A 25,900-nucleotide genomic window follows, 5' to 3' on the forward strand; every position below is an offset into this window, starting at 1 on the left:
CTGTTCTACAAGGACGGCACCATGATGCTGCTCGGCGACGCCAAGAAGATGACCGAAGAAATCGTCAAGGCCATGGACCACTGAGCCAGCTCAGCCCTCCAAGGCAGACCAAAAAGAAAAGCCCGGCCAAAAGCCGGGCTTTTTGTATTGCTAGCTTAAGGCAGTCCACTGCAGTGCCGCCGTTGAGACGCGACGCTGACGACCCGTCCCCTTTGTGGGAGGGATAGACAAGGGGGAGGGGAAAGCTCTTATCGCTGCGCTTCCGTCGCCATCTTCACCGCCAGTCCCGCCAGCACCGTTCCCATCAGCCAGCGCTGGATCGCCAGCCAGCCGGGGCTGGCGGCGAGGAAGGTCGAGATCCAGCCTGCCGAAATGGCGATGATGGCGTTGACGGTGATGCTGATGGCGATCTGGATCGAACCGAGCACGAGCAGCTGGGTCAGCACGCTGCCGTCGGCGGGATCGATGAACTGGGGAAGCAGCGACAGATAGAGCACCGCGACCTTGGGATTGAGCAGATTGGTGAAGAAGCCCATGGCGAACAGCTTGCGCGGCCTGTCCTTGGGCAATTGCCGGACATGGAAAGGCGAGCGTCCGCCGGGGCGGATGGCCTGCCAGGCGAGCCACAGCAGGTAGGCAGCACCAGCGAAGCGGATGACGTCATAGGCATAAGGCACGGCAAGGACGAGGGCGGTGATGCCGAAGGCGGCGCAGAGCATGTAGACGACGAAGCCGAGCGCCACGCCACCGAGCGAGATCAGCCCGGCCGTGGGACCCTGGCTGAGCGAGCGTGACACCAGGTAGATCATGTTCGGCCCCGGCGTCAGCACCATGCCGAGCGCGATCGCGGCGAAGGCGATGAGGTTTGCAGTCTCGGGCATGGGGTTCCCTTCGCATTTGCCGGACGGCGCCCATCGGACGCAGGTCGGACATCGTGTCGAGGGAATTTCTAGCGGCTGCGGCTGGGCCGCGACAGGGGCAGGTCGGAGCAAGCCATTGCGACAGCTCCGACCCTAGCGGCCACCTACGTGCCGGCTATTTCAGCGGTGCCGTCAACTGCAATGCGCCGATGGCGAGCGCGGCGTTCAGGCCGGTCTGGTTGGTCACGCTGAGCGGCTGCAGGGCGATGGAGCGCGCAGAGCCGCCGACCAGGACGTTGGCGCCAAGGCCGACCGCAATGGTGGCCTCCGCCGTCGCGCCGAGATAGTTGCCGGCGAGACCGCCCGGATCATAGACGTCGCGACTCGGCGCCAGCACCAGCCACTCCAGCGCACCGCCAGTCGTGGTGCCGATGTCGACACCGTATTTGTTGATCCGGCCGGAATAGATCTCCTGCGTGCGGCTGCCGAATGCCGGCGTGAACGTGCACTGCATGTCCTTGCTCGAGCCGACGACGAAGCCGGTGCCGCCGTTGACGGTGCAGCTCAGCATGCCGAGCTTGGCGCCGAACTGTGCGTGCGCGGGCACCGCAAACGGCACAAGGGCGAGGGCAAGAAGGACGAGTTTCTTCATCGGACGTTCCTTTCAGACATGAAGCAACATCAACCGCATGGCCGCCGAAAGGTTCCGTTTGCCGTTGTTGGCGGGAACCAGATCTGCCCTTGTCTTGGCAGCGCGGCGCGCATGTATCCAGGCGCAAGCCTGGCGTTTTTCCATCACGCTTGACGGATTTCATCTTATGATCATAAAATGTGATCACATCGCGTGATAGCACTGCGATGGATAATAGCTCTCGCTGAAAGAGGGCAGAACAAAAAAACCTGGGGGTTAACAATGTTTGCTCGAATTTCGAAGACAACGATGTGCTTCTCGTTGGCTGCGTTCGCCTTCCTCGTCGTGTTCAACAACGTCACCGACTATGGTTCCAACTACAATTTCGTCCGTCATGTTCTGAGCATGGACACGACGTTTCCTGGCAACGCGCTGATGTACCGCGCCATTACCTTGGAAACACTTTGGCATCTTGGCTACTGGCTGATCATTGCTGGCGAAGCCTTGACCTGCGTGTTGTTTACGCTTGGCGCGTTGGCGCTGTTGCGGGCCCGGAACGGCACCGCCACAAGCTTCAACAAGTCGAAAAACTGGGTGCATGCGGCTGCCTGTGTCGGCTTCCTGGTCTGGTTCTTCGGCTTCATGGTCGTTGGCGGCGAATGGTTCTCGATGTGGCAGTCATCAGACTGGAACGGCCAGGAAGGAGCCTTCCAGTTCTATATGACGATCCTCGCCGTGGTGATCTACATCGTGCTGCCGGATGGCGAACTGGAGTGATGGCACCAGTGTGCTGACTAGCCGCCGCGCGTCATCTGATACGCGGTCGGCCGCGACCAGGTCTGGGGGGCTGGGCCTGGTCGCACATTTGGCCGAAGGCAGCGAAGGAACCGAGCCGCCAGTACAGCCTATTTGAACTTGCGCAGTTGCTTCCGGATGCTCTCTGCAAAACGCCCGACCCGTTCGGGCTGCGGCTTTTCTGCGGCATGGAACGACAGCATGGCGAAGCTGGCCTTCGGCGCGCAGGCCTTGAACACGCCCCATTTGAGGATGCGGCGGACAGGCCGGCGCATGACCAGGCGGTCGACCCACCAGGGGCTGCCGAGCGTGGTGACGGCGACGACGTGGCGGAGCTTGTAGAGCAGCGGCCTGATCGGGCCGAAATCGGCACCGTGGTCGAAGGCGATGCCGGGCGAAAACACCCGGTCGACCCAGCCCTTCAGCATCGCCGGCAGGCCGAACCACCATGTCGGGAAGACCAGCACCAGCACCTCCGCCTCGCGCAGGGCGGCGGCATGGCTCATCAGCGCACCGGCGTCGAAGCGCTCGCCATAATAGGAGCCTCGCTCGGCCTCGCTCAGCCGCGGGTCGAAGCCGCTGGCATAGAGGTCGAGCAGCGTCACCTTGTGGCCGGCGTCGGCAAGTTGCTTGATGGCGATGTCGGCGAAGTGCCGGTTCAGGCTTTCTGGCAGCGGGTGCGACAGGACAACGAGGCAGTTCAAGGCGAAGGCCTGTCTTTGTGCTGCTCGGTATCAGGCGCCGCGCGTGCGCGCCAGCCCGTCGACTGCCGGCTTGTAGTTCGGGTCGAGCCGAACCGCCTCGGCATATGCCTTGGCAGCCTTGGCCTTGTCGCCGCGGCGCTCGTAGATCAGCGCCTGGTTGGCCCAGCTCTCGGCGATCTTGCCGTCGAGCTTGATCGCCATGTTGATGTCGGTGAAGGCGTTCTCGTCGTCGCCGGTGGCGAGATAGGACAGGCCGCGGCCATTGTAGGGCTCGGCCGAGTCGGGGGCGAGCGAGATCGCCTTCGAGAAATCCTCGATAGCGAAGGCGTGCTGGCCCTGCTGCTGATAGATCAGGCCGCGATTGTGGTAGGCGCGGGGGTCGGTGGTGTCGAGCTCGATCGCCTTCTGGAAATCGTTGAAGGCGTCCTGCGTGCGGCCGGCCTTGCGATAGAGATTGCCGCGGCCGATATAGGCTGCGTCATAGGAGGCGTTGAGCTGGATGGCCTTGTTGTAGTCGGCCAGCGCCGCCGGCTGGTTGCCCATGAAGCGATGGATCAGCGCCCGGTTGGAATAGGCCTGGTAGAAGCTCGGGTTGAGCTGCAGCGCCCGGTCGAAATCCTGCAGCGCCTCACGGTACTTGCCGCCGCGGCCATAGGCCGAGCCGCGCACATTGTAGGCTTCGGGGTCGTTCGGGTTGCTGGAGACGACGGCGCTGAGCGAGGAGATGTTCTCGCTCGAACCCTGCATGGTGTCGATGCGGGTCAGCTCGCCGGCAGGTCCCGCCGACTGGCAGCCGGCAACGGCCATCGCGACGAGCATGAGAGCGGTCATGGCGCCGCCGCGCAGGAGGGAGGTGCGGTTGCTCATGACTGCATTCATCGCGGTATCCCTCGCTTGCGCCCCGGGCAGGTGGCGCGGCGTCCGGCGGGCGGCCGAACAACAAAAAGGTGGCGGCGATGTTTAGTCGCCCCACCTCGTCGTTATCCTTCGAAAAGGACCAAAGATTGGCAGATCAACGTGCCGGACGTGCACCAGCGGCGCCAGCAGCAGCGGCCGGACGCGGGGTGCTGGGCAGCAGGCCTTCACGCTGGGCGCGCTTGCGGGCCAGCTTGCGGGCGCGGCGAACAGCTTCAGCCTTTTCGCGGGCGCGCTTTTCGGAAGGCTTCTCGTAGTGACCGCGCATCTTCATTTCACGGAAGATGCCTTCGCGCTGCATTTTCTTCTTCAGCGCGCGAAGCGCCTGGTCAACATTGTTATCGCGGACGAGTACCTGCACGTGTGATCCTGTCTTTCGGGTTCGATATCCTAAGGCTAGTGGCAATAGCCACGATGCCTCCGCGATGGTTCCACCGCGAATTGTGGGCGGCTGATAGCAGAATCAGGCCTGCTTGTCCACCGCAAAGGCCGCATTTCCTGCGCTGCTTGGGAAAACGGCGCCGGGACGTGCCCACTTCCGCCGCAATCCTTGTCGACCAAGCCTCTCCCATCTTCCGGTCCTACATGCAAGGCATTCCATGCGCTCCCTGATTCTCGCCCTGGCACTCGCCGCCGCCGTCCCGCAGGCACATGCTGCCGATCTCATCGGCTTCTGGGACAAGCCACAACATGGCGGCAACAGCTTCAACCGGCTGCCGCCTGACCAGGCCTATTTCGATGCGCTGCGCGGCTATGGCGCGACCTGGGTGCGGCTGTCCTACGACAAATGGAAGCCGGAGAAGCGCGACTTCCTGATCGGCACCGCCGACAAATACGAAGGACTCGTCGCCTCCGACGTGAAGACGCTGAAGGAAGTGCTCGACCGCGCCGACAAGGCCGGGCTCAAGGTGGTGATCGCGCCGCTGTCGTTGCCGGGCATGCGCTGGTCCCAGAACAACGACAAGAAGTTTGACGGCCGGCTGTGGGCGGACAAGGCGTGGTGGACCGAGGCCGCCACCTTCTGGCGCGATCTTGCCGCCGAGCTGAAGGACCATCCGGCGGTCGCGGCCTACAACATCGTCAACGAGCCGGCGCCGGAAAAGGAGGGCGGGCTCGCAGAACACGCATCAATCGCAGAAATGCGCTCCTGGTACACCGGGAATGCCGGCAGTTCCCGCGATCTGCTGGCCTTCTACGAGACGGTGATCAAGGCGATCCGCGAGGTCGATCCGGTGACCCCCGTCATGACCGACGCCGGCTGGTATGCGGCGGCCGACGCTTTTTCCTATTGGCCGGCCAAGCTCACCGACCAGCGCGTGCTCTATTCCTTCCACATGTACGAGCCTTATGCCGCCACCAGCGCGCCCAACATGAAGCGCGACAAGCCCTACGCCTATCCGGGCAACGTACCCTTTGGCGACGGCGAGCCGCAGAAGTGGGATGCCGAGCGGGTCAAGGCCTATCTCGCCCAGCCCGTCGAATGGGCCGACAGCCGAGGCGTCGCCCGCAACCGGATCGTCGCCGGCGAGTTCGGCTGCATGCGGCGGCTGCCGTTCTGCACGCAGTATCTCGAGGACGTGCTTGCCCCGCTCGACGCCGACAAGCTGCACTGGGCCTTCTACAGCTTCCGCGAGGATGCCTGGGACGGCATGGACTACGAACTCGGCTCGGCCAAGGTGAACTGGAAATACTGGGAAGCGATGGAGAACAACGAGCCCGATCCGGTCAAGCGCAAGGCGACGCCGCAGTTCGAGCCGATCTCCCGGCGCCTGGCTGCGGGCAAATAGCTGCTTACAGGCGCCCGATACGGGATGACGCCGAGGGACGCTTTGCCACGCTCAATTGCGTTGGCGCAGTCCTGCAACTGGACCGCACAGTACCGCATCGTGCACCATGAAAGCCGCGCCCCGGCGGTCTATGTCAGCCTTGCCGCACCAGAAGACCGCCCGGGAGTTACCGCCGTTGACCGACACAGCCATGCCCAGCCGCCCCTCGGGGGCCGATGCAACCGTGTTTGCGATCCTGCTTGCGGTGAGCTTCAGCCATTTCGTCAACGACGTCATGCAGTCGCTGCTGTCGGCGCTCTATCCGATGCTGAAGACCGACTACCAGCTCGACTTCTGGCAGATTGGGCTATTGACCCTGACTTTCCAGATTACCGCGTCGATGCTGCAGCCGCTCATCGGCATGTATGCCGACAAGAAGCCGCTGCCCTATTCGCTGCCGGTCGGCATGGGTTCGACGCTGGTCGGCCTGCTGATGCTGGCCTTCGCCCACAGCTACACCATGCTTCTGGTAGGGGCGGCCTTCATCGGTTTCGGCTCGGCGATCTTCCATCCTGAATCGTCGCGCGTCGCGCGCATGGCCTCGGGCGGGCGCTATGGGCTGGCGCAATCCTTGTTCCAGGTCGGCGGCAATTTCGGTTCGGCGATCGGGCCGCTGCTCGCCGCGCTCATCGTCGTGCCGCAGGGCCAGACCGGCATCGCCTGGTTCGCGCTCGGCGCCATCGTCGGCATTGTCGTGCTGATCCGCGTCAGCGCCTGGTACAGCCGCCATCTCGTCGCCACGGCGCGCCACGCGACATCGACGCTGTTTCCGCCGCTGCCGCGCCGTACGGTGATGGTCGCCCTGATCGTGCTGGCCCTGCTGGTCACGACCAAGAACATCTATACGGCCAGCCTTTCGAGCTTCTACACCTTCTATGTCATCGAGCGCTTCGGCGTTTCGGTGCAGGAATCACAGTACCTGCTGTTCCTGTTCCTCGGCTCGGCGGCCCTCGGCACCTTCCTCGGCGGCCCGATAGGCGACCGTTTCGGCGCCAAGACGGTGATCTGGTTCTCGATCCTCGGGGTTTTGCCGTTCACGCTCCTGCTGCCTTATGCCGACCTGTTCTGGACCAAGGTGCTGACGGTGCTGATCGGCCTGATCCTGGCATCCGCCTTCTCGGCCATCGTCGTCTTCGCCCAGGAGCTGGTGCCGGGCCGCGTCGGCATGATCGCCGGCGTCTTCTTCGGTTTCGCCTTCGGCGTCGGCGGCATCTCGGCGGCGGTGCTCGGCGTGGTTGCCGACGCTCGCGGCATCGAGTTCGTCTACAAGATCTGCTCCTACCTGCCGTTGCTCGGGCTGCTCACCGTCTTCCTGCCCAACATGAAGGCCGCGCGCGCCGGCGCGGCCTGACACGGGGGCTTCTCAGACGCGGGTGATGGAGACGCCGCCGTCGGCGAGCAATGCAGCCCCCGTCGTGAAGCTCGACGCTTCCGAAGCGAGATAGAGCGCGGAGCGCGCGATCTCCTCGGGTTGTGCGACGCGCTTCAGCGCGTGCAGGCCTTCGACGAATGCGCGTTCGTCAGCAGTCTTGAAGGTGGCAGCCGGCGTGTCGGTGCCGCCGGGCAGAAGCGCGTTGACGCGGATGCCTTGCGGCCCGTATTCGGCCGCCAGCACCTGGGTCAGACCGATCAGTCCGGCCTTGCTTGCGGCATAGGCGGTCATGCCGGGCATGCCGACGGTGTGGCCGACGAAGGTCGAGGTAAAGATCAGCGAGCCTGCGCCGCGCTTCAGCATCGCCGGAATCTGGTGCTTCGCGCCGAGATAGGCGCTGGTCAGGTTGGTTTCCAGCACCTCCGTCCAGTCTTCCAGCGCAAGGCCGGTGACCGGTCCCATCGCGCCGACCAGCCCGACATTGTTGAATGCTATGTCGAGCCCGCCGAACGCATCTACCGCGAGGTCTACCAACGCGCGTGCATAGGCTTCGTCCCTGACGTTGCCGGCCAGTGTCCGCACTGCGCCGCCGGCCTCGGCGATCTCGCCTGCGACCGCCCCCAGCTCTGCCTGCCGGCGCGCCGCGAGCACGACTTTTGCTCCCTGGTCGGCGAACAGCTTGGCCGTCGCCCTGCCAATTCCCGAGCTGGCCCCGGTGACGATCGCGACTTTTCCGTTCAAATCAAACATCGTTGCTGCTCCTGTACGAATTGCGGACGGCGTCTGCCGGCCTCGTTTGTACAGGTCGCAATTCGCAGGTCCTGCAGCCACCCGATACATGCGGCGCAAAACGGCAGGCCCCGTCGCAAACAGTGCAAGGCTGGTCGTGAGATTTCGCTAGTGCTACACCTCGCGCTCTTAAGCTTGCGGCATCTGCGAGGCCCTGAAAAATGCGGAAATATTCGGTTTTTGCCATAGCCCGGGAGGCGATGCGCGGCCACAAGGGCTGGGAGGAGCAGTGGTCCTCGCCCGAGCCGAAGAGCGAATACGACGTCATCATCGTCGGCGCCGGCGGCCATGGCCTTGCCACCGCCTATTATCTCGCCAAGGAACACGGCATCACCAATGTCGCGGTGCTGGAGAAGGGCTGGCTCGGCGGCGGCAACACCGGCCGCAACACCACCATCATCCGCTCCAACTATCTCTATGACGAATCGGCCGGCATCTACGACCATGCCCTGAAGCTTTGGGACGGGCTGTCTCAGGACCTCAACTACAACGTCATGTATTCGGCGCGCGGCGTCATGATGCTGGCGCACAATGTCCATGACGTGCAGGTGCTGAAGCGCCACGTGCACGCCAATCGCCTGAACGGCATCGACAATGAGTGGCTGACGCCCGAAGAGGCGAGGGAGTTCTGCCCGCCGCTCAACATCTCGGCTTCGGCGCGCTATCCCGTTGTCGGCGCCTCGCTACAGCGCCGCGGCGGCACCGCTCGTCACGACGCCGTCGCCTGGGGCTATGCCCGCGGTGCCTCCGACCGCGGCGTCCACATCATCCAGAATTGTGAAGTCACCGGCGTGCGCCGTACGCCAGACGGCCGCGTCTCCGGCGTCGAGACGTCGAAGGGCTTCATCGGCGCCAAGAAGGTCGGCGTCGTTGCCGCCGGCCACACCTCGGTGATCATGAACATGGCCGGCGTGCGCATGCCGCTCGAAAGCTATCCGCTGCAGGCGCTGGTGTCGGAACCGGTCAAGCCGATCTTCCCCTGCGTGGTCATGTCCAACACCGTGCATGCCTACATTTCGCAGTCCGACAAGGGCGAACTGGTCATCGGTGCCGGTACCGACCAGTACATCTCCTATTCGCAGACCGGCGGCCTGCACATCATCAACCACACGCTCGACGCCATCTGCGAGATGTTCCCGATGTTCACGCGCATGAAGATGCTGCGCTCATGGGGCGGTATCGTCGACGTCACGCCGGATCGCTCGCCGATCCTGGCCAAGACGCCGGTGCCGGGGCTCTACGTCAATTGCGGCTGGGGCACGGGTGGCTTCAAGGCGACGCCGGGTTCTGGCAACGTCTTTGCCCACACCATTGCGCGTGACGAGCCGCACCCGATCAACGCGCCCTTCACCATCGAGCGCTTCCGCACCGGCCGCCTCATCGACGAAGCGGCAGCGGCGGCGGTGGCGCACTGAGGGGCGAGGTCGATATGTCCGAGACGCCGGTCAACCTCGCCGAGAAGCTTGCGCTGTTCTCCGAGCGCTGGACGCCCAAGATCGTTGCCGGCTTCAACGGCAACGACATCATGGTCGTCAAGGTCCAGGGCGAGTTCAACTGGCATTCGCACCCTGATACCGACGACTTCTTCATGGTGCTGAGCGGCCGGTTGCGCATCCAGATGAGGGAAGGCGATGTCGTTCTCGGACCTGGCGAGCTCTATGTCGTGCCCAAGGGCGTCGAGCATTGCCCGCTGGCCGAGGAAGAGACCCACCTGCTGCTGATCGAGCCCGCCGGCGTGCCCAACACCGGCGATGTGACGACTGCCGTGACCAAGAACCGGATCTGAGCCCGCATGGTGCCGACGCATTGCCATTCCAGCGATCTGCATGCCGTAGGCGCAGCGGTCGCCTGCGCCATGGTGCGCCGATGACGATGCTCGCTACCACATTGGCCGCTGTCGCAGCGCCCTTCGTTCTCGCCGACGAAAAGGGCATGTTCCACATGCCCGACGCCAGCGAGGTCCGGCTGCAGGCGATCAGCCGCACCGGCAACGAGGACGAATGGCCGTTCTCGGTCGCTTCGGGCATTCTCGCCTGCGTCTGGAGCGGCGGGCGCAAGGTCGTCTCCTTCATCGAACAGCCCGAAGACCCCGACGACGAGCACGATGCCCCGCCCGGGCGCCACGTCATCGTCTCGGCCAATCCGTTCGAACTCACCTTCCTCAACATATCGAGCCGCGACCTGTTCCTGCCGGCGGACACGGTGGAGGCGCTGATCAAGCGTGTCGCCCCGTTCGAGGCATTGGGGCAAAGGCTCTGCGACCAGCCCCAAGGCTCCAATATCGGCCCCGGCGAACTCTAGGGATCATCCAGATGCTTCTCATTCACTGCCCCTATTGCGAGGAAGAGCGCCCCGAGCTCGAATTCCGCGCCGCCGGCGAGGCGCATATCGCGCGCTCCACCAACATCGCCGCCGAAAGCGACGAGGATTTCGAGAAGTTCTTCTTCATCCGCTCCAACCCCAAGGGCGTGATCTTCGAGCGCTGGCGCCACATCCATGGCTGTGCGCGCTTCTTCAACGCCGCGCGCGACACCATCACCGACCGGTTCCTGCTCACCTACAAGGCCGGCGAGCCGAAACCGGATGTCTCGACCCTGTCGAGCGAAGGCGGACCCGCTGCCTGGGCCAACCGGCCGCCGGATCAGCTCAACGAGAAGCCCAAGGCAAAACGCTCCACCAAGGGAGAGGCATGATGGCCGGTTCCTACCGCATTTCCGGCCAGGGCCGCCTGACGCCTGCCAAGACCGCGCGCTTCACCTTCGACGGCAAGGCGATGACCGGCCTCGCCGGCGACACCGTCGCCTCGGCGCTGCTCGCCAACGGCGTGCATCTAGTCGGCCGCTCGTTCAAGTATCATCGCCCGCGCGGCATCCTGTCGGCCGGCGCCGAGGAGCCCAACGCGCTGGTGACGGTGACCCGCGACGCCGCGCGCAAGACGCCCAACGTGCGCGCCACCGTGCAGGAGCTCTATGACGGGCTCAACGTCGCCTCGCAGAACCGCTGGCCGTCGCTCTCCTTCGACGTCGGTGCCGTCAACGATCTGGCGTCGCCGTTCTTCTCGGCCGGCTTCTACTACAAGACCTTCATGTGGCCGAAGGCGGCGTGGAAGAACTTCTACGAGCCCAACATCCGCGCGGCGGCCGGCCTCGGTGTCGCGCCCGATCAGCCAGATCCCGACCATTATTCGGCCCGTTACGCCCATTGCGAAGTGTTGGTACTCGGCGGCGGCGCAGCCGGTCTTGCCGCGGCGCTGGCCGCGGCCGAAACCGGCGTTCGCGTCATCATCTGCGACGAGCAGGCCGAGTTCGGCGGCGCGCTGCGCTTCGAAAAGGGCGCCGTCATCGACGGCCAGGACGGCTGGAACTGGGCCCAGGCGACGGCGGCCAGGCTTGCCGCGATGGACAATGTCCAGGTGCTGCCGCGCACGACGGCCTTCGGCTATTATGCGCAGAACTTCGTCGGCTTGGTCGAACGCGTCACCGACCATATCGCGCGCCCCGGCCGCGACGAGCCGCGCGAGCGGCTGTGGCAGGTCCGCGCTAGGCGCGTGGTGATCGCCACCGGCGCCATCGAGCGTCACATGGTGTTCGCCAACAACGACCGGCCCGGCGTCATGCTGGCGTCGGCTGCGCGCACCTTCCTCAACCATTACGGTGTCGTCGTCGGCAAGACTGTCGGCGTCTACACCGCCAATGACAGCGCCTATGCAGCAGCCATCGACCTCAAGAAGGCCGGTGTCGGCGTGGCGGCAATCGTCGACCTGCGTGACAACCCGGCAGGCCCACTGGTCGACGAGGCGCGCGCGCTGGGCATCGAGGTCAATCATGGTCGCGCCGTCACCAGCGCCAATGGCAGCCAGCGCATCAAGTCGATGACTGTGCAGGCCAAGGCCGGCGGCGCTGAGCGCACCATCGCTGTCGATGCGCTGCTGATGTCTGCCGGCTGGACGCCGTCGGTGCACATGTTCTCGCAGTCGCGCGGCAAGGTCGCCTTCGACGACGCCACCAAGCGCTTCCTGCCCGGCACCTATGCCCAGGATTGCGTCTCGGTCGGTGCCTGCAACGGTTCCGACTCGCTTGAGGACACCGTCGCGCAGTCGCTCGAGGCTGGTGCCAATGCTGCCCGCGACGCCGGCGCCAGGCCGTCCAGGGGCGTGGCGCTGAAGGTCGAGGCCTCAGAAGGTTGGGGCGGCGGCATGCTGGGTTCCGGCCCGGGCGCCGGTGCCGACACCAAGGTCAAGGCGTTCGTCGATTTCCAGAACGACGTCACCGCCAAGGACATCCGCCAGGCGGTGAAGGAAGGCATGCGCTCGATCGAGCACGTCAAGCGCTTCACCACCAACGGCATGGCCACCGACCAGGGCAAGACCTCCAACATGCATGGCCTGGCCATCGCCGCCGAGGCGCTGGACAAGGACATCCCGCAGGTCGGCCTCACCACCTTCCGTGCGCCCTATACGCCGGTCACCTTCGGCGCCATCGTCAACCACGCCCGCCATGGCCTGTTCGACCCGACGCGCAAGACCGCGACCCACGCTTGGGCGGAAGCGCACGGCGCCGTGTTCGAGGATGTCGGCCAGTGGAAGCGCGCCTGGTATTTCCCGCGCGCCGGCGAGGACATGCATGCCGCGGTCGACCGCGAATGCGTGACGGTGCGAAAAGCCGCCGGCCTGTTCGACGCCTCAACGCTCGGCAAGATCGAGGTCGTCGGCCCGGATGCGGCGAAATTCATGGAGCTGCTCTACACCAACCCGTGGGAGAAGCTCGAGGTCGGCCGCTGCCGCTATGGCATCATGCTGCGCGAGGACGGTTTCATCTATGACGACGGCGTGGTCGGCCGCCTGGCGCAGGACCGCTTCCACGTCACCACGACGACGGGCGGTGCCGCCCGCGTCATGCACCACATGGAGGACTACCTCCAGACCGAGTTCCCCAATCTCGATGTCTGGCTGACCTCTGTTTCCGAACAGTGGGCGGTCATCGCCGTGCAAGGACCCAACTCGCGCGACATCATCGCGCCGCTGGTCGAGGGCATCGACATGTCCGATGCGGCGATGCCGCACATGTCGGTGCGCGAGGGCAAGATCTGCGGCGTGCCGACGCGGCTGTTCCGCATGTCGTTCACCGGTGACCGCGGCTTCGAGGTCAACGTGCCGGCCGATTATGGCCGCGCCGTCTGGGAAGCGCTGTGGGCCGAGGGCCAGAAGCACGGTGCCTGCGCCTACGGCACCGAGGCAATGCACGTGCTGCGCGCCGAAAAGGGCTACATCATCGTCGGCCAGGATACCGACGGCACCGTCACGCCCAATGACGCCGGGCTCGACTGGGCCGTCGGCAAGAAGAAGACCGATTTCGTCGGCATTCGCGGCCTGATGCGCCCCGATCTGGTCGCCAAGGGGCGCCGCCAACTCGTCGGCCTCAAGACCAGGGATCCGCGCACCGTGCTCGAAGAAGGCGCGCAGATCGTCGAAAATCCCAAGCAGGCGATCCCGATGAAGATGATCGGTCACGTCACGTCGAGCTACTGGTCGGCGAATTGCGACCGCTCGATCGCCATGGGTGTCGTTGCCGGCGGCCGCGATCGCATCGGCGAAACGCTCTATGTGCCGATGCCCGACGGCGTCATCGAGGTGGAAGTCACCGGAACCGTGTTCTTCGACGAGAAGGGAGACCGCCTCAATGGCTAAGCTCGCAACCGCCACCCGCAACCCCGCCCTTGCCGGCCACAGCGTCGGCGGTCACGGCGTTTCGCTCAAGGTGCTGGAGCCGGCCAGCCGCATGTCGCTGCGCGCCCGCCCGGCCGCGGTTGCCGCGCTCTCCAAGGCGCTCGGCATGACGCTTCCGGACAAGGCCAAGACCTCCTCCAACAAGAGCGGCCGCACCGCGCTCTGGCTCGGCCCGGACGAGTGGCTGGTCATCGACGAGGCCGGGGGCGATCCCGTCGCCGACTGCGCGTCGGTCAAGGGCCTGCACTCGGCGGTCGACGTCTCGCATCGCAACGTCGCCATCGCGGTGACCGGCCCCAATGCGGCTGCCACCATCAATGCCGGCTGCCCGCAGGACCTGTCGCTTGCGGTTTTTCCGGTAGGTGCCGCCTCGCGCACGGTGCTCGGCAAGGTCGAGATGGTCCTGCTCAGGACTGGCGAGGAAGCCTTCCGCGTCGAGTGCTGGCGCTCGTTTTCCGACTACGTCTACGGCTTCCTGTCGGAGGCCGCCCGCGACGGCTAGTAACGGAAGATGCCGTGCCCCAGACTCGACGAGGGTCTGGAAGACAGTTTTCCGGGCCAGCGATCCGGTGTCGGTGACCTCGACGACCATTTCCTCGATGGCGATGCGAAGGGCAAGGAAGCACTAGGTCGTCCGCAACTGGCGCAATACTGGACAGCTTTTGTGATGGCTCGTCCGCGGCATGGATCCTAGGGTCTGCGCAGTTCGCTGCGCTCCTGCTCCGCCCTAGGATGACGAATGTGCGAGGGCGGCGGCAACAGCTAGTCGAAGACCTTGGAGATCTGCAGTTCATTTGCAAACGTTCGTGACTGGCGGAATCGAAGATCGAATTCGTCATCCTAGAGCGGAGCAGGAGCGTAGCGACGTTGCGCAGACCCTAGGATCCATGCCGTGACGTTCGAGCTGTGGCACCGTTCCAAGCATAGCGGGCGACCCTCCAGCAACGAACGGAATGACTCCTGTACCTGCCCGACAAAGCACACGCACCGAAACAAAAAGCCGCCCTTTTGGGCGGCTTTTTCATTGAAATTGCTCGAGAAAATCAGTTGAAGCTGGGCACGATCCAAGGGTTGATGTCGATGCCGACCCTGGGCTTGTCGCTGGTCCGGATGCTGTTGGTCGTCAGCGGTCCTCGGTCGTCCTTGACCGAACCGGTTGCGCTGCAGTCGAGCTTGCCCGAGGCCATCTCGCTGCATGCAGCGGGGGTGTGCGGCTTCGTCGTGTGCGTGTCTTTTGCCATTGCAAGGCCACTCGTCGCGAGCACCGCCGCGAGCGCCAGTATAGTCCGTTGCATTGTCCATCTCCGTAGAGTTTTACCGTACTTGTACGGAACGCCTTACAGATACGACCGCACTTCGCGTGCTGAAAGAGGTATTCCGTACGCGTACGGAATTTTTTGTTGAGGCACTGAAAGCACTGAATGCTGCCCGGCTGGAGCTAGCAATTGCCGGGTTCGTCGGTGAGTGGGTCGGTCTCGCCTGCTGCCAGTCCGGCAAGGGCGAGGTCGCCGATCCGCATCACATAGGCCTTCGGGTCGCCGAACGGATAGAAGGGAAACGTGATCAGCAGCGAGATCGCACCATGGGCCACGGTCCACAGGGAGGTGGCGATGGCGCGCGCGTCGCCCTTCATCTTGCCGGCCGCGATGCAGGCTTCGACCCGTTCCATGATCACCTGGAAGGCCGGGTTTCCACGTTCCATCTCGGCAAAGGTTTTGTCGATCGGCGGTTTCTGCTTCTCGGTCATGAACACGGTCCGGTATTCGTTCGGATTGCCAAGGCCGAACTCGGCATACTCAGCAAGCGCTGCGCGGACCGCTTCGAGTGGATCGCGAGGCCGGTTTTGCCGCATCCTGCGCGCCAGGTCGATGAAGGCATCCTCGGCAAGCGCCATCAGGATCTCTTGCTTGTCGGCAAAGTAGGAATAGACCGACATCGGCGCATAGCCGACCCTGGTGGCGAGTTTGCGGATGGTCAGGCCCTCATAGCCTTCTTCCCGCACCAGCGCGTGAGCGGCTGCCACCAGGTCGGCCCTGAGTTCGGCCTTCTGGAGCTCACGTCGGTTTGCGGCAAAACTGGTCAAGGATACGCCCTGCTGACTTCACGTACTCGAAGCGTGGGACTCTATACGCCGCTCCCGAGGGCAGCAAGTTAACCGCCCATAGCTCATCAGGACTAGGGCCACGATGCGGCTGCAGGGCCAGTGATGCCGGTGTCAGGCGGTTTCGCGCTTCGGCTCGACGAAAGTCAGCGTCAGCCAGCGCGCGGTCAGCGCCGGCTTCTTCTGGTCCTCGATCTCGATGGTCACGTCGTGCGTCGCCTGGATCCAGCCCGACGGACGGATCTTGAGGTCGGCCAGCACGAAGCGGGTGCGGATGCGGGATCCGGTTTTCACGGGTGCCGCGAACTTCAGCGATTCGAAGCCCTGGTTGATGCCCATGTCGCCGCCTTCGACGGGCGGAACGGTCTCGAAGGTCATCGCCGATAGCAGCGACAGCGTCAGGAAGCCGTGCGCGATGGTGCCGCCAAAGGGCGTTTCGCGGGCTGCCCGCTCGGGGTCGCAATGGATGAATTGATGGTCGTCGGTGGCGTCGGCGAACTTGTCGATCATCTCCTGGGTAACGGTGCGCCAGGGCGACACGCCAATCTCCTTGCCCACGGTGGCCTGAAGTTGCTCGAGATTGATCGGTTTCAGGCTCATCGCATCCCGTCCTGCATAAGAAAAAGTCATGCACCGCGCACCAGCGACCAGACTGATACAGAATCAGACAGGCGCTGTCATCGCTTGCGGCGGCAAATCCGTCGCAGATTGGCCAACCAAGTAACCGAAAACTATTCCGCAGGTTCCACGCCGGTATAGGCGGCTTCCTCGAGCTCGCGCTTGAGGCGGCTTTCCTCAGCGACCTTCGGTGTGATGAAGCGGCCGAGCAGCAGGTAGGCCACCGGGGTCAGGAACAGCGTCGAGACGGTCGCCAGGCCAAGGCCGCCGACGATCACCCAGCCGAGCGCGATACGGGCCTCGGCTCCGGCGCCCTGCGCCAGCACCAGCGGCAGGCCGCCGAGCACGGTACAGATCATCGTCATCAACACCGGCCGCAGGCGGATGCTCGCCGCATCCTCGATCGCCTGGCGGACGCCCATGCCGCGGTCGCGCAACTGGTTGGCGAACTCGACGACGAGGATGCCGTTCTTGGCCATGACGCCGACAAGCAGCACCAGGCCGATCTGGCTGTAGGCGTTGAGCGACGTGCCGGTCAGGATCAGCGCGAAGACGGCGCAGGCCAGCCCCAGCGGCACGGTCGCCATGATGATGATCGCCGAGACGAAGCTCTCGAACTGTGCCGCCAGAACCAGCAGGATGATGACGATGGCAAAGCCGAAGATCGTCAGCATGCTGCCGCTGGTCTCGTTCAGCGTGGCGGCCTCGGCGAGCGGCAGCAGGCGGCTGCCGGCAGGCAGCACGGGAGCCGCGATTTCCTCGACACGCGTCAGCGCGTCGCCGAGCGCGAAATCGTCGGCCAGGCTCGCGGTGATGGCGATCGAGCGCTGCTGCTGTTCGCGCGACAGCGACGGCGCCACGGCGCGTTCGCTGAGCGAGGCGATGGTCGAGACCGGTACGAAGCGTCCGTCGCTTGCCCGGATGAAGATGTTTTCGAGATCGGTTGAATCGTTGATCGGGTTTGTGGTCGAGACCAGCTTCACGTCGTAGCTGCGGTCCTCGATGAAGACGCTGGCGATCTTGCGGCCGTCGAGCATCGCCTGCAGCGCCGGCGACAGCCCGTTGATGTCGATGCCCAGGTCGGAGGCACGGTCGCGGTCGACGGTGACAAAGAGCTGCGGCTGGTTGGCGTCGGTGGAGAGGCGCGGCTGGCGGAAGCGCGGGTCCTTCTCCATCTCGGCCAGCACCTTGGCGGCGGCGACGCCGAGATCGGCATAGCTGTTGCCGACAAGAGCAAATTGCAGGCCGTTGCCGGCGCCGCGGATGCCCAGGCTGTTGGGCTGGCCGACGGTGGTGCGCACGCCCGGCACATCGCGGGTCCGCGCCAGGATGTCGGCGGCGATCTGCTGCTGGGTGCGTTCGCGCTCGCTCCACGGCGCCAGTGACAGCACCATGAAGCCGCTGTTGTTGTTATTGCCCATGCCGGCGCTGACGAAGGTGCTCTCGATCTCACCCGACTTGCGCAGCGGCTCGATCAGCGCCTCGATGCGGCGTAGCTGCGAGGCGGTGTAGTCGAGGCTGACGCCCTGCGGGGCGGAGACACGCAGCATCACCATCGAGCGGTCTTCAGTGGGCGTCAGTTCCTGGCGCACATTGCCGAAGGCTAGGTAGGCGGCACCTGCAAACAGCACCGAAGCCAGGATGACCAGCCACGGTGCGTTGAGGCAGGCGCGCAGGCAGCGCGCGTAGACGGCGGCGAGCTTGGTGCCGAGCTTGCCGAGCGCGCCGCCATGGCTGTGCTCGATGCTCTTTTCGGTCAGCATGCGCGAGGCCAGCATCGGGCACAGCGACAGGGCCACCACCGACGACAGCAGCACCGCGATCGCCAGCACGAAGCCGAATTCGCGAAACAGGCCGCCGGTCTGGCCGGGCAGGAACGAGATCGGGATGAACACGGCGGCAAGCGTGGCCGTCGTCGCCACAACGGCGAAGAACACTTCCTGCGTGCCGAGCACGGCTGCGGCGCGCGGGCCCATGCCCTCGTTGCGGCGGCGGACGATGTTTTCGAGCACCACGATGGCGTCGTCTACGACAAGGCCGGTCGCCAGCACCAATGCCAGCAGCGTCAGGATGTTGACCGAGAAGCCGGCGAGATAGATGCCGGCGATGGTGCCGATCATCGCCACCGGCATGGCGAAGCCGGGGATCAGCGTCGCGCGCCAGTCCTGCAGGAAGACGTAGATGACCAGGAGCACGATGGTCACCGCAAGGATCAGCGCGATCTCGACTTCTTCGATGGCGCCCTTGACGAAGGTGGCGTCGTCGGAGGTGACGCGGATGGTCATGCCTTCGGGCAGGGTGGCCTGGATCTTTTCCGCTGCGGCCCGCACGCCCTGGGAGATGTCGAGCGTGCTCGACTGCGCCTGGCGCACGATGCCGATGCCGATGCCGGTCTTGCCGTCGGAGCGCAGCGAGGTCGAGCCGGGATCGCCGCCGAGCGTCACCGTCGCGACGTCGCCGAGCTTGGTCTTGCCGTTGATGATGATGCTTTCGAAGGCTTCGGGCGTGGTCACCGCAGCGCTTGCGCGCACGATGATGTCCTGGTTGCCGACGGTCAGCGAACCCGCTGGTGCGTCGAAGGAAACGCTCGCCAGCGCGTTGGAGATGTCGGCCAGCGTCAGGCCGAGGCTTGCCACCCTGGCCTGGTCGATGTCGACGCGGAACACCTTGGCGCGGTCGCCATAGGTCTGCACGTCGGCAACGCCGTCGACGGCGGCCAGCGCGTCGACGATCTGGTCCTCGACCAGGATCGTCATGTCCTCGACCGGCATGGTGTCGGAGGTCACCGCCAGCCGCATCACCGCGTCGGCATTTGCGTCGGCCTTGACGATGCGCGGTGCGTCGGCGTCGTCGGGCAGCGTATTGGTCACCCGCCCGACAGCGTCGCGCATGTCGGAGGCGGCGACGTTGAGGTCGACGCCGTCGTTGAATTCAACGGTGACGCGGCTGTTGCCGTAGGACGAGCTCGACGAGATCGACTTGACGCCGGTGACGCGCGCCACCGCGCCTTCGACCACCGCCGTCACCTCGCGGTCGACGATTTCGGCTGCGGCATCGGAGTAGGAGGTCGAGACGGTGATGACCGGGCGGTCGACGTCGGGCAGTTCGCGCACTTCGACGCCGTAGAAGGCGGCAAGGCCAGCCACCACGATCAGCGTGTTGATGACGAAGGCCAAAACCGGCCGGCGCACGAACAGCGCGGTGATGCCTTTCTCGGCGTTCTCATTGTGGACGGTGCTCATCGGCCGCGCTCCGCTCAGGAGCCGCTGCGCGTGGCAGCTTCGCTGCCGGCGATGAGAAGTTCGGCGCCCTCGCGGACGGTGTGGATGCCTTCGGTGACGACCTGGTCGCCCGGCACCAGCGCTGCCTCGACCAGCACGCTGTCGGTGTTGCGCTGGATGATGCGAACCGGCACACGCTTGGCCTTGCCGCCGGCCAGCGCCCAGACGAAGGCGCCGTCGCCGCCCCACTGGATCGCCAGCGGATCGACGGAGGGGAAGGTGTCGCCGGGAAACTGCATGACGACCTGGAACGACATGCCGGCCCGCAGCAGGTCGCCGTCATTGTCGAGACGGGCCTGGATGCGCAGCGTCCGGCTCTGCTCTTCGAGCCTGTTGTCCACGGCGCTGACCACGCCGTTGAAGACCTGGCCCGGGCGCGCGACCGAATTGGCGGTCAGCGGCGCGCCGACCGCGATCAGCCCGGTGAAGCGCTCAGGCACCCAGAAGTCGACGATGATGCGCGAGCGGTCGTCGATGGTGGCGATCGTCGTCTGGCTGGTGACGTAGTTGCCGGCCTCGACCGGCAGGATTCCGACAATGCCGGCGATGGGAGCCGTGATGGTGCGGCGGTCGAGTGCAAGGGCCGCGTCGCGTACGGCGAGGCGGGCGTTCTCGACGGCGAGTTCAGCCTCCTTGAGCTGGACGTTCGTCGCAGTGTTGGTGGCGCGCAATGCCTTGATGCGCTCCAGCGAGGCCTCGGCGTCGCCCTGTGCGATGCGGGCGCGCTCGAGCGCGATTTCTTCGGAATCGGCATCGAGCCTGGCCACGACCCCGCCGGCCTCGATCTTCTCGCCGGCCTCGACCGCGATCTCGGTCAGGCGGCCGGAGGCGTAAGGATTGATCACCACGGAGTTCAGCGCGCGGCCGGTGCCGATCGCCGACAGCCGGTCGTTGATGGTGCCTGTGGTTACCGGCTGTGTGACGACGGGAGTCTGCGCCTGCCCGCCACGGCCGCCGCCCTGGCGGCCATTGCCGCCGCTCGCCTGCTCGGCCTTTTCCGTCGCGGCCCGCGCCCAGTCGATGCCCCAGCTGGCCAGCACGTCGCGCGAACCCGGGACGAACAGCACCCAGCCGGCGGCTGCGGCGAGCACAATGACGGTTGCCAAGACAATCTGCTTCCAGGCGGCCATGCGTACTCCGGTCTGCTGCGTTTCGTTCCGCTTTGGGAACACGTGGCGTTTCGATCGTTGCGCTCGGCGCAGCCTTCGCTGCGCGGCGCATACAAAATCGCTCTTCGGCGTCAGGCCTGTTCAGCCGCGTATCATAGCCTAGTTCGATAGCGGAGACTTATGGCAATTCTCCAACTGCCGCACATTAAATCTGCGTAATCTTTGCAGGATTGGCGCTCGGCCTCAGCGCAGATCCTCGATCGCGCGGATGCGCTTGGCACCCTCGGTTTCGAGCTTTCGCGTCAGCGCGCCGATCAGCGTTTCGGCGGCGACGAACAGGGCCGCAGATGAGTCCCAGGCCGAAGGCACGGCGGTACGGCCGGCGACGACATGGCGGGCAAAGCGCGCGATCGGCGACAGCCACTGGTCGGTGAACAGGATGATGGTCGTGCCCCTGTTGTGCGCCTTCTCGGCCAGGCGGATCAGGCTGTCCTGATAGCGGCGGATGTCGAAGATCAGCAGCGTGTCGCGCTTGCCCATGTCGATCAGCCGGTCGCGCCACAGGCTTTCCTGTCCGACGAGATGGCTGACATTCGGCCGGATCAGGTTGAGGTGGGCGGCCATGTAGCGCGCCAAGGGATCGGTGAAGCGACCGCCGACCAGGTAGACATGCGCCTTCGGATTGGCGAGCTGGGCGACGATATCGGTCAGTTGCCGATCCGAAATATGCCGGAAGGTCTCGCGGATGTTTTCGAGCACGGCTTCGAGGATCGGTGCGGTCGAGGCGGGCAGGGGCGACTGCGTCGCCGTCGTGCGCGAGGCCGGAGACTGCAACTGCGCTGCCAATTCGTCCTGCAGGGCCGACTGGAACTCGGGATAGTTCTGGAAGCCGAGCCGGGCGACGAACCGCAGGATCGTCGGCGACGAGACGCCCGCCTGCTGGGAAAATTCCGCCACCGTCTTGAGCCCGATCAGCGGGTAGGAGGCGATCAGGGTCTGCGCCGCGCGGCGCTCGCCGGCGGGCATGGTGTCGATCCTTTCAGTGATCAGTTCGGCAACGCTCGAAACCATTCGTCTCCCCGTCTCGGTCCTGCACCGCTCGCCCTGTTCTGGCACAGCGCTCAGTCCGGTGCATGCCTTCAAATGGCATTTGACAAACTCTCATGATGTGTATGAAATCATCCATACGGGCGCAATGAACAAAAATACGTAACATACGATACGCCCTGGGGATGAAAGAATGGGAACAGCGAAGGTAGCCGCGCGCGCCATTTCGAATGCTGTCCGGGTGACAAACCGGGACGGGCGCAGCCCCTACGTCATCCTTTGCGACCACGCCTCCAACCATTTGCCCGCGAGCGTCGGCCCGCTCGGCCTCGATGCATCGGAAATGCTGCGCCACATCGCCTGGGATCCGGGCGCGCTGCCGGTGTCGCGGCGCATGGCCGAGGGCCTCGACGCGACGCTGGTCGAGTCCTGCGTCTCTCGCCTCGCCATCGACTGCAACCGTCCGATCGGCGCCCCCGACCTGATCCCCGAGATCAGCGAGACCACCGTCATCCCCGGCAACGCAGGGCTTTCGGCCACTCAGCGCGAGGCGCGAATCGCGCTATCATGGCAGCCGTTCCACGAAGCGATCGACGAGATTGTTTCGGAGCGGCGCCGCGAAGGGCGGGAGACGAGACTGGTGTCTGTCCATTCCTTCACTCCGGTCTACAAGGGCGTTTCGCGCCCCTGGCACATTGGCATCATCCATGACGAGGACGCCCGGCTCGCCGCGCCGCTGGTCGCGGCGCTGCAGCAACTCGCCGGCGTCACCGTCGGCGTCAACGAGCCGTACTCGCCGGCCGACCGCGTCTACTTCACGCTGGAACACCACGGCAGGTCGCGCGGCCTGGCGTGCGCGATGATCGAAATCCGCAACGACGAAATTTCGGCGCAGGCCGGGCAGCGGAAATGGGCGGATCTGCTCACGGGCATCTTTGCCGAACTCGAACCCGAAGCGGGCGAAGCTGTCCCATTCGGGTCGGGCAGCGGTCGCGCAGCGCAGACAAAGGCATAACAACAAGGGGACATTCAAAATGACATCGCCTGGTTATTCCGATCACGACAAGAGCGAGGACGTCAAAGTCCTGCACAGCATGGGCTATGCCCAGGAACTCGAACGGAGAATGAGCCAGTTCTCCAATTTCGCCGTTTCCTTCTCCATCATCTGCATCCTGTCCGGCGGCATCAACTCGCTGGCGCAGGCCACCTCCGGTGCCGGCGGCGCGGCGATCGGCATCGGCTGGCCGCTGGGCTGCTTCGTGTCGCTGGTCTTCGCCGTCGCCATGGCCCAGATCAGCTCGGCCTATCCGACGGCCGGCGGCCTCTATCACTGGGGTTCGATCCTCGGCAACCGCTTCACCGGCTGGCTGACCGCCTGGTTCAACCTGCTCGGCCTCGTCACCGTGCTCGGCGCCATCAATGTCGGCACCTACTACTTCTTCATGGGCGCCTTCGGCACGACCTATCTCGGGCTCGAAGACACCACCACCACGCGCATCATCTTCCTGGCCATCATCACCGGCCTGCAGGCGCTGGTGAACCACATGGGCATCGGCCTCACGGCCAGGCTGACCGACTTCTCCGGCTACCTGATCTTCGCAACCGCGATTGCGCTGGCACTGGTCTGCCTGGCAGCCGCCGACAGCTACGAGATCTCCAGGCTGTTTACCTTCGCCAACTATTCGGGCGAAGCGGGTGGCAATGTCTGGCCTGCCAACTCGTCGATGTGGGTGTTCATGCTCGGCCTGCTGCTGCCGATCTACACCATCACCGGCTACGACGCCTCGGCGCACACTTCTGAGGAAACGCTGAAGGCCGCACATTCGGTGCCGCGCGCCATGGTCGGCTCAGTGCTGTGGTCGGCATTGTTCGGCTACATCATGCTGTGCTCGTTCGTGCTGATGCTGCCGAGCATGGACGAAGCCGCCAAGCAGGGCTGGAACGTGTTCTTCTGGGGCATGGAACAGCAGGTCAATCCGGTGGTGAAGGACATCCTGTACCTTGCCATCTTCGTCGCCCAGTGGCTTTGCGGCCTGGCGACGGTGACGTCGGTGTCGCGCATGATCTTCGCCTTCTCGCGTGACGGCGGCCTGCCGGGCTCGAAGGCACTGGCCAAGGTCAGCCCGACCTACCGCACGCCTGTCGCGGCAATCTGGACCGGCTCGATCCTGGCCGTGCTGTTCGTCTGGGGTTCGTCGCTGGTCTCCATCGGCGAGACGCCGGTCTACACCATCGTCGTCGCCTGCACGGTCATCTTCCTGTTCTTCTCCTTCACCATTCCGATCGCGCTTGGCCTGATGGCCTGGGGCACTTCGAAGTGGGACAAGATGGGTCCGTGGGATCTCGGCGAAGGTACCTTCAAGCTGTTTGCGGTGCTGTCGATCATCGCCATGGTGCTGATCTTCGTGCTCGGCATCCAGCCGCCGAACGACTGGGCGCTCTACATCACCGTCGGCTTCCTGGTCGTTACCGGCATCGTCTGGTTCGTGTTCGAGCGCGGCCGCTTCCAGGGCCCGCCGATCGGCGACGAGGTGGCCAAGCGTGCCGCCGAGATCGCTGCGGCCGAGCGCGCCGTGGGCGAAACCGGACACTGACAGTCCTCGACATGGCCGTGGCCGGCCAAGCGCCGGCCACGTCTCGTTTCACCATCTCGATCATCCCGAAAACCTGAAGCGGCATCGCCCGGAGCGGAACAAAAATGGCTGGAAATCTTACTTTCGATCAGTTGAAGAAGGCTGTTGCCTCGGGCGAGATCGACACGGTCCTCGCCTGTGCCGTCGACATGCAGGGCCGTCTGGTCGGCAAGCGCTTCCTGGCCAAGTACTTCGTCGAATCCGCCTACGACGAGACGCATGGCTGCAACTACCTGCTGGCCAACGACATCGATATGGAGCCGGTGCCCGGCTACAAGGCGGCAAGCTGGTCGAAAGGCTATGGCGACTTCGTCATGAAGCCCGACCTCAACACGATCCGAAACGTGCCTTGGCTCGAAAAGACGGCGCTGCTGCTCTGCGACCTGCAGGATCACCATACACATGAGGACCTGCCGCATTCGCCGCGCGGGATCCTGCGCAAGCAGGTCAAGCGGCTGCAGGAGCGCGGCTATCTCGCCTATTTCGCATCCGAGCTCGAATTCTACCTGTTCTCCGAAACCTACGATTCGGCCCGCGCCAAGCACTGGCAGAACCTCGACACAGCATCGCCCTATATCGGGGACTACCTGATCGGCATCACCACCAAGGAAGAGGGCGTCATGCGCCGGCTTCGCAACGAGATGGAAGCCGCGGGCATTCCGATCGAGAATTCCAAGGGCGAGTGGGGCCCGGGCCAGGAAGAGATCAACGTCCGCTACGCCGAAGTGCTGGAAATGGCCGACCGGCACGTCATCCTGAAGAACGGCGCCAAGGAGATCGCTGCTAGCGAAGGCAAGTCGATCAGCTTCATGTCCAAATACAATTACGGCCTCGCCGGCAACTCCAGTCACATCCACAATTCGCTGTGGAGCGCCGACGGCAAGACGCCGCTGTTCTTCGACAAGGGTGCGGAGTGGACGCTGTCCAAGCTCGGCCAGCAATGGGCCGCAGGCCAGCTCAAATACGCCAAGGAGTTCACCTGGTTCCTGGCGCCCTACATCAACTCCTACAAGCGCTTCCAGGCCGGCACGTTCGCGCCGACCAAGATCATGTGGAGCGAGGACAACCGCACCGCCGGCTTCCGCCTGTGCGGCGAGGGCACCAAGGGCATCCGCATGGAGTGCCGCATCGGCGGCGCCGACCTGAACCCGTATCTCGCCTTTGCCGCTCTGATTGCCGCCGGCCTCGCCGGCATCGACGAGAAGCTCGAGCTGCAGAAGCCGTTTGTCGGCGATGCCTATCAGGCGGCCAGCCTGCCCGAAATTCCGAAGACCCTGCGCGATGCCACCGAGACCCTGGCATCGTCGAAGATGCTGATCGAGGCGCTGGGGGAGGACGTCGTCGAGCACTACGTCCACACCGCGCGCTGGGAGCAGTTCGAATACGACCGCCGCATCACCGACTGGGAATTGCACCGTGGTTTCGAGCGGTACTAAAGTCATCACCACCCACTGACACCCTCCGGCCGATGGCCAGAGGGACTTGAATACTGGA

Annotated in this window: 24 protein-coding genes; 12 read left to right on the top strand and 12 right to left on the bottom strand. The window is 64.7% G+C overall.

Annotated elements, in window-relative coordinates; all coding sequences use genetic code 11:
- Nucleotides 1-248 precede the first annotated feature (248 nt).
- A complete protein-coding gene (locus GGQ99_RS22060; protein WP_183264188.1) occupies nucleotides 249-881 on the bottom strand; it encodes a LysE family translocator in 633 nt (210 codons plus the stop codon).
- Nucleotides 882-1,035: 154 nt separating this feature from the next.
- Nucleotides 1,036-1,512, bottom strand: coding sequence for a DUF992 domain-containing protein (locus GGQ99_RS22065; RefSeq protein ID WP_108607024.1), 477 nt, complete (start codon nucleotides 1,510-1,512; stop codon nucleotides 1,036-1,038).
- Between the two features lie 261 nt (nucleotides 1,513-1,773).
- Between GGQ99_RS22065 and GGQ99_RS22070 the strand changes: the two genes are divergently transcribed.
- Nucleotides 1,774-2,268, top strand: a complete 495-nt coding sequence (locus tag GGQ99_RS22070) for a DUF2165 family protein (protein WP_183264189.1) — start codon at nucleotides 1,774-1,776, stop codon at nucleotides 2,266-2,268.
- Nucleotides 2,269-2,396: 128 nt separating this feature from the next.
- On the opposite strand, the gene GGQ99_RS22075 is transcribed toward GGQ99_RS22070, so the two are convergent.
- From GGQ99_RS22075 to rpsU, 3 genes are all read right to left on the bottom strand, one after another.
- A complete protein-coding gene (locus GGQ99_RS22075; protein ID WP_183264190.1) occupies nucleotides 2,397-2,990 on the bottom strand; it encodes an NAD(P)H-dependent oxidoreductase in 594 nt (197 codons plus the stop codon).
- 30 nt (nucleotides 2,991-3,020) lie between these two features.
- Complete coding sequence (locus tag GGQ99_RS22080; protein WP_108607027.1) at nucleotides 3,021-3,869, bottom strand: tetratricopeptide repeat protein; 849 nt, start codon at nucleotides 3,867-3,869, stop codon at nucleotides 3,021-3,023.
- Nucleotides 3,870-4,002: 133 nt separating this feature from the next.
- Complete coding sequence (gene rpsU / locus GGQ99_RS22085) at nucleotides 4,003-4,266, bottom strand: 30S ribosomal protein S21 (RefSeq protein ID WP_108607028.1); 264 nt, start codon at nucleotides 4,264-4,266, stop codon at nucleotides 4,003-4,005.
- 238 nt (nucleotides 4,267-4,504) lie between these two features.
- Here rpsU and GGQ99_RS22090 point away from each other — a divergent pair, with 238 nt between their 5' ends.
- Nucleotides 4,505-5,692, top strand: coding sequence for a glycoside hydrolase family 5 protein (locus GGQ99_RS22090; RefSeq protein WP_183264191.1), 1,188 nt, complete (start codon nucleotides 4,505-4,507; stop codon nucleotides 5,690-5,692).
- A 190-nt stretch (nucleotides 5,693-5,882) separates the two neighbouring features.
- Nucleotides 5,883-7,082: an MFS transporter gene (locus tag GGQ99_RS22095; protein WP_246389708.1), complete on the top strand. Its 1,200-nt coding sequence runs from the start codon at nucleotides 5,883-5,885 to the stop codon at nucleotides 7,080-7,082.
- A 12-nt stretch (nucleotides 7,083-7,094) separates the two neighbouring features.
- On the opposite strand, the gene GGQ99_RS22100 is transcribed toward GGQ99_RS22095, so the two are convergent.
- Entirely contained in the window at nucleotides 7,095-7,853 is a 759-nt protein-coding gene (locus GGQ99_RS22100; protein WP_183264193.1) for an SDR family oxidoreductase, read from the bottom strand.
- 200 nt (nucleotides 7,854-8,053) lie between these two features.
- Between GGQ99_RS22100 and GGQ99_RS22105 the strand changes: the two genes are divergently transcribed.
- The 6 genes from GGQ99_RS22105 to GGQ99_RS22130 all read left to right on the top strand — a co-directional run bounded on the left by GGQ99_RS22105 (nucleotide 8,054) and on the right by GGQ99_RS22130 (nucleotide 14,119).
- Nucleotides 8,054-9,307 (top strand): sarcosine oxidase subunit beta, encoded by a 1,254-nt coding sequence (locus GGQ99_RS22105; protein ID WP_108607032.1) that lies wholly within the window; start codon nucleotides 8,054-8,056, stop codon nucleotides 9,305-9,307.
- 14 nt (nucleotides 9,308-9,321) lie between these two features.
- Nucleotides 9,322-9,678: a cupin domain-containing protein gene (locus GGQ99_RS22110; RefSeq protein WP_183264194.1), complete on the top strand. Its 357-nt coding sequence runs from the start codon at nucleotides 9,322-9,324 to the stop codon at nucleotides 9,676-9,678.
- An 80-nt stretch (nucleotides 9,679-9,758) separates the two neighbouring features.
- The gene (locus tag GGQ99_RS22115; RefSeq protein ID WP_183264195.1) at nucleotides 9,759-10,193 is read left to right on the top strand and encodes a hypothetical protein; all 435 of its coding nucleotides are present in this window, start codon (nucleotides 9,759-9,761) and stop codon (nucleotides 10,191-10,193) included.
- An 11-nt stretch (nucleotides 10,194-10,204) separates the two neighbouring features.
- Nucleotides 10,205-10,585 carry a sarcosine oxidase subunit delta gene (locus GGQ99_RS22120; RefSeq protein ID WP_183264196.1) on the top strand — a complete coding sequence of 127 codons (381 nt, stop codon included), beginning with the start codon at nucleotides 10,205-10,207 and terminating at the stop codon, nucleotides 10,583-10,585.
- Nucleotides 10,585-13,578 carry a sarcosine oxidase subunit alpha gene (locus GGQ99_RS22125; RefSeq protein WP_183264197.1) on the top strand — a complete coding sequence of 998 codons (2,994 nt, stop codon included), beginning with the start codon at nucleotides 10,585-10,587 and terminating at the stop codon, nucleotides 13,576-13,578. Before GGQ99_RS22120 ends, GGQ99_RS22125 begins: the two co-directional genes overlap by 1 nt.
- Nucleotides 13,571-14,119, top strand: a complete 549-nt coding sequence (locus tag GGQ99_RS22130) for a sarcosine oxidase subunit gamma (RefSeq protein WP_183264198.1) — start codon at nucleotides 13,571-13,573, stop codon at nucleotides 14,117-14,119. Before GGQ99_RS22125 ends, GGQ99_RS22130 begins: the two co-directional genes overlap by 8 nt.
- Nucleotides 14,120-14,660: 541 nt before the next feature.
- Here GGQ99_RS22130 and GGQ99_RS22135 read toward each other — a convergent pair.
- The 6 genes from GGQ99_RS22135 to GGQ99_RS22160 form a co-directional block, all read right to left on the bottom strand.
- On the bottom strand, nucleotides 14,661-14,912 hold the full coding sequence (locus GGQ99_RS22135; RefSeq protein WP_183264199.1) for a DUF680 domain-containing protein: 252 nt from the start codon (nucleotides 14,910-14,912) through the stop codon (nucleotides 14,661-14,663).
- Nucleotides 14,913-15,055: 143 nt separating this feature from the next.
- A complete protein-coding gene (locus tag GGQ99_RS22140; protein ID WP_108607038.1) occupies nucleotides 15,056-15,700 on the bottom strand; it encodes a TetR/AcrR family transcriptional regulator in 645 nt (214 codons plus the stop codon).
- Between the two features lie 132 nt (nucleotides 15,701-15,832).
- Entirely contained in the window at nucleotides 15,833-16,318 is a 486-nt protein-coding gene (locus GGQ99_RS22145) for a MaoC family dehydratase (protein ID WP_275543118.1), read from the bottom strand.
- A gap of 131 nt (nucleotides 16,319-16,449) precedes the next feature.
- Nucleotides 16,450-19,578 (bottom strand): efflux RND transporter permease subunit, encoded by a 3,129-nt coding sequence (locus tag GGQ99_RS22150; protein WP_183264200.1) that lies wholly within the window; start codon nucleotides 19,576-19,578, stop codon nucleotides 16,450-16,452.
- A 14-nt stretch (nucleotides 19,579-19,592) separates the two neighbouring features.
- A complete protein-coding gene (locus tag GGQ99_RS22155; RefSeq protein ID WP_183264201.1) occupies nucleotides 19,593-20,747 on the bottom strand; it encodes an efflux RND transporter periplasmic adaptor subunit in 1,155 nt (384 codons plus the stop codon).
- A gap of 222 nt (nucleotides 20,748-20,969) precedes the next feature.
- The gene (locus tag GGQ99_RS22160; RefSeq protein ID WP_108607041.1) at nucleotides 20,970-21,797 is read right to left on the bottom strand and encodes a MurR/RpiR family transcriptional regulator; all 828 of its coding nucleotides are present in this window, start codon (nucleotides 21,795-21,797) and stop codon (nucleotides 20,970-20,972) included.
- Nucleotides 21,798-21,966: 169 nt separating this feature from the next.
- Here GGQ99_RS22160 and GGQ99_RS22165 point away from each other — a divergent pair, with 169 nt between their 5' ends.
- From GGQ99_RS22165 to GGQ99_RS22175, 3 genes are all read left to right on the top strand, one after another.
- Nucleotides 21,967-22,788, top strand: a complete 822-nt coding sequence (locus GGQ99_RS22165; protein ID WP_183264202.1) for an N-formylglutamate amidohydrolase — start codon at nucleotides 21,967-21,969, stop codon at nucleotides 22,786-22,788.
- A gap of 19 nt (nucleotides 22,789-22,807) precedes the next feature.
- Complete coding sequence (locus GGQ99_RS22170; RefSeq protein ID WP_108607043.1) at nucleotides 22,808-24,367, top strand: amino acid permease; 1,560 nt, start codon at nucleotides 22,808-22,810, stop codon at nucleotides 24,365-24,367.
- 104 nt (nucleotides 24,368-24,471) lie between these two features.
- Nucleotides 24,472-25,842, top strand: coding sequence for a glutamine synthetase family protein (locus GGQ99_RS22175; RefSeq protein ID WP_183264203.1), 1,371 nt, complete (start codon nucleotides 24,472-24,474; stop codon nucleotides 25,840-25,842).
- Nucleotides 25,843-25,900 lie beyond the last annotated feature (58 nt).

Source organism: Aminobacter niigataensis, from assembly GCF_014200015.1.
Lineage (GTDB): Bacteria > Pseudomonadota > Alphaproteobacteria > Rhizobiales > Rhizobiaceae > Aminobacter > Aminobacter niigataensis.

Excerpts from the sequence above, each read along its gene's own strand:
- GGQ99_RS22060 (WP_183264188.1), bottom strand. The coding sequence starts at position 881 with ATGCCCGAGACTGCAAACCTCATCGCCTTCGCCGCGATCGCGCTCGGC.
- GGQ99_RS22065 (WP_108607024.1), bottom strand. The coding sequence starts at position 1,512 with ATGAAGAAACTCGTCCTTCTTGCCCTCGCCCTTGTGCCGTTTGCGGTG.
- GGQ99_RS22070 (WP_183264189.1), top strand. The coding sequence starts at position 1,774 with ATGTTTGCTCGAATTTCGAAGACAACGATGTGCTTCTCGTTGGCTGCG.
- GGQ99_RS22080 (WP_108607027.1), bottom strand. The coding sequence starts at position 3,869 with ATGAATGCAGTCATGAGCAACCGCACCTCCCTCCTGCGCGGCGGCGCC.
- GGQ99_RS22090 (WP_183264191.1), top strand. The coding sequence starts at position 4,505 with ATGCGCTCCCTGATTCTCGCCCTGGCACTCGCCGCCGCCGTCCCGCAG.
- GGQ99_RS22095 (WP_246389708.1), top strand. The coding sequence starts at position 5,883 with ATGCCCAGCCGCCCCTCGGGGGCCGATGCAACCGTGTTTGCGATCCTG.
- GGQ99_RS22100 (WP_183264193.1), bottom strand. The coding sequence starts at position 7,853 with ATGTTTGATTTGAACGGAAAAGTCGCGATCGTCACCGGGGCCAGCTCG.
- GGQ99_RS22105 (WP_108607032.1), top strand. The coding sequence starts at position 8,054 with ATGCGGAAATATTCGGTTTTTGCCATAGCCCGGGAGGCGATGCGCGGC.
- GGQ99_RS22110 (WP_183264194.1), top strand. The coding sequence starts at position 9,322 with ATGTCCGAGACGCCGGTCAACCTCGCCGAGAAGCTTGCGCTGTTCTCC.
- GGQ99_RS22115 (WP_183264195.1), top strand. The coding sequence starts at position 9,759 with ATGACGATGCTCGCTACCACATTGGCCGCTGTCGCAGCGCCCTTCGTT.
- GGQ99_RS22120 (WP_183264196.1), top strand. The coding sequence starts at position 10,205 with ATGCTTCTCATTCACTGCCCCTATTGCGAGGAAGAGCGCCCCGAGCTC.
- GGQ99_RS22125 (WP_183264197.1), top strand. The coding sequence starts at position 10,585 with ATGGCCGGTTCCTACCGCATTTCCGGCCAGGGCCGCCTGACGCCTGCC.
- GGQ99_RS22130 (WP_183264198.1), top strand. The coding sequence starts at position 13,571 with ATGGCTAAGCTCGCAACCGCCACCCGCAACCCCGCCCTTGCCGGCCAC.
- GGQ99_RS22135 (WP_183264199.1), bottom strand. The coding sequence starts at position 14,912 with ATGCAACGGACTATACTGGCGCTCGCGGCGGTGCTCGCGACGAGTGGC.
- GGQ99_RS22145 (WP_275543118.1), bottom strand. The coding sequence starts at position 16,318 with ATGAGCCTGAAACCGATCAATCTCGAGCAACTTCAGGCCACCGTGGGC.
- GGQ99_RS22150 (WP_183264200.1), bottom strand. The coding sequence starts at position 19,578 with ATGAGCACCGTCCACAATGAGAACGCCGAGAAAGGCATCACCGCGCTG.
- GGQ99_RS22155 (WP_183264201.1), bottom strand. The coding sequence starts at position 20,747 with ATGGCCGCCTGGAAGCAGATTGTCTTGGCAACCGTCATTGTGCTCGCC.
- GGQ99_RS22160 (WP_108607041.1), bottom strand. The coding sequence starts at position 21,797 with ATGGTTTCGAGCGTTGCCGAACTGATCACTGAAAGGATCGACACCATG.
- GGQ99_RS22165 (WP_183264202.1), top strand. The coding sequence starts at position 21,967 with ATGGGAACAGCGAAGGTAGCCGCGCGCGCCATTTCGAATGCTGTCCGG.
- GGQ99_RS22170 (WP_108607043.1), top strand. The coding sequence starts at position 22,808 with ATGACATCGCCTGGTTATTCCGATCACGACAAGAGCGAGGACGTCAAA.
- GGQ99_RS22175 (WP_183264203.1), top strand. The coding sequence starts at position 24,472 with ATGGCTGGAAATCTTACTTTCGATCAGTTGAAGAAGGCTGTTGCCTCG.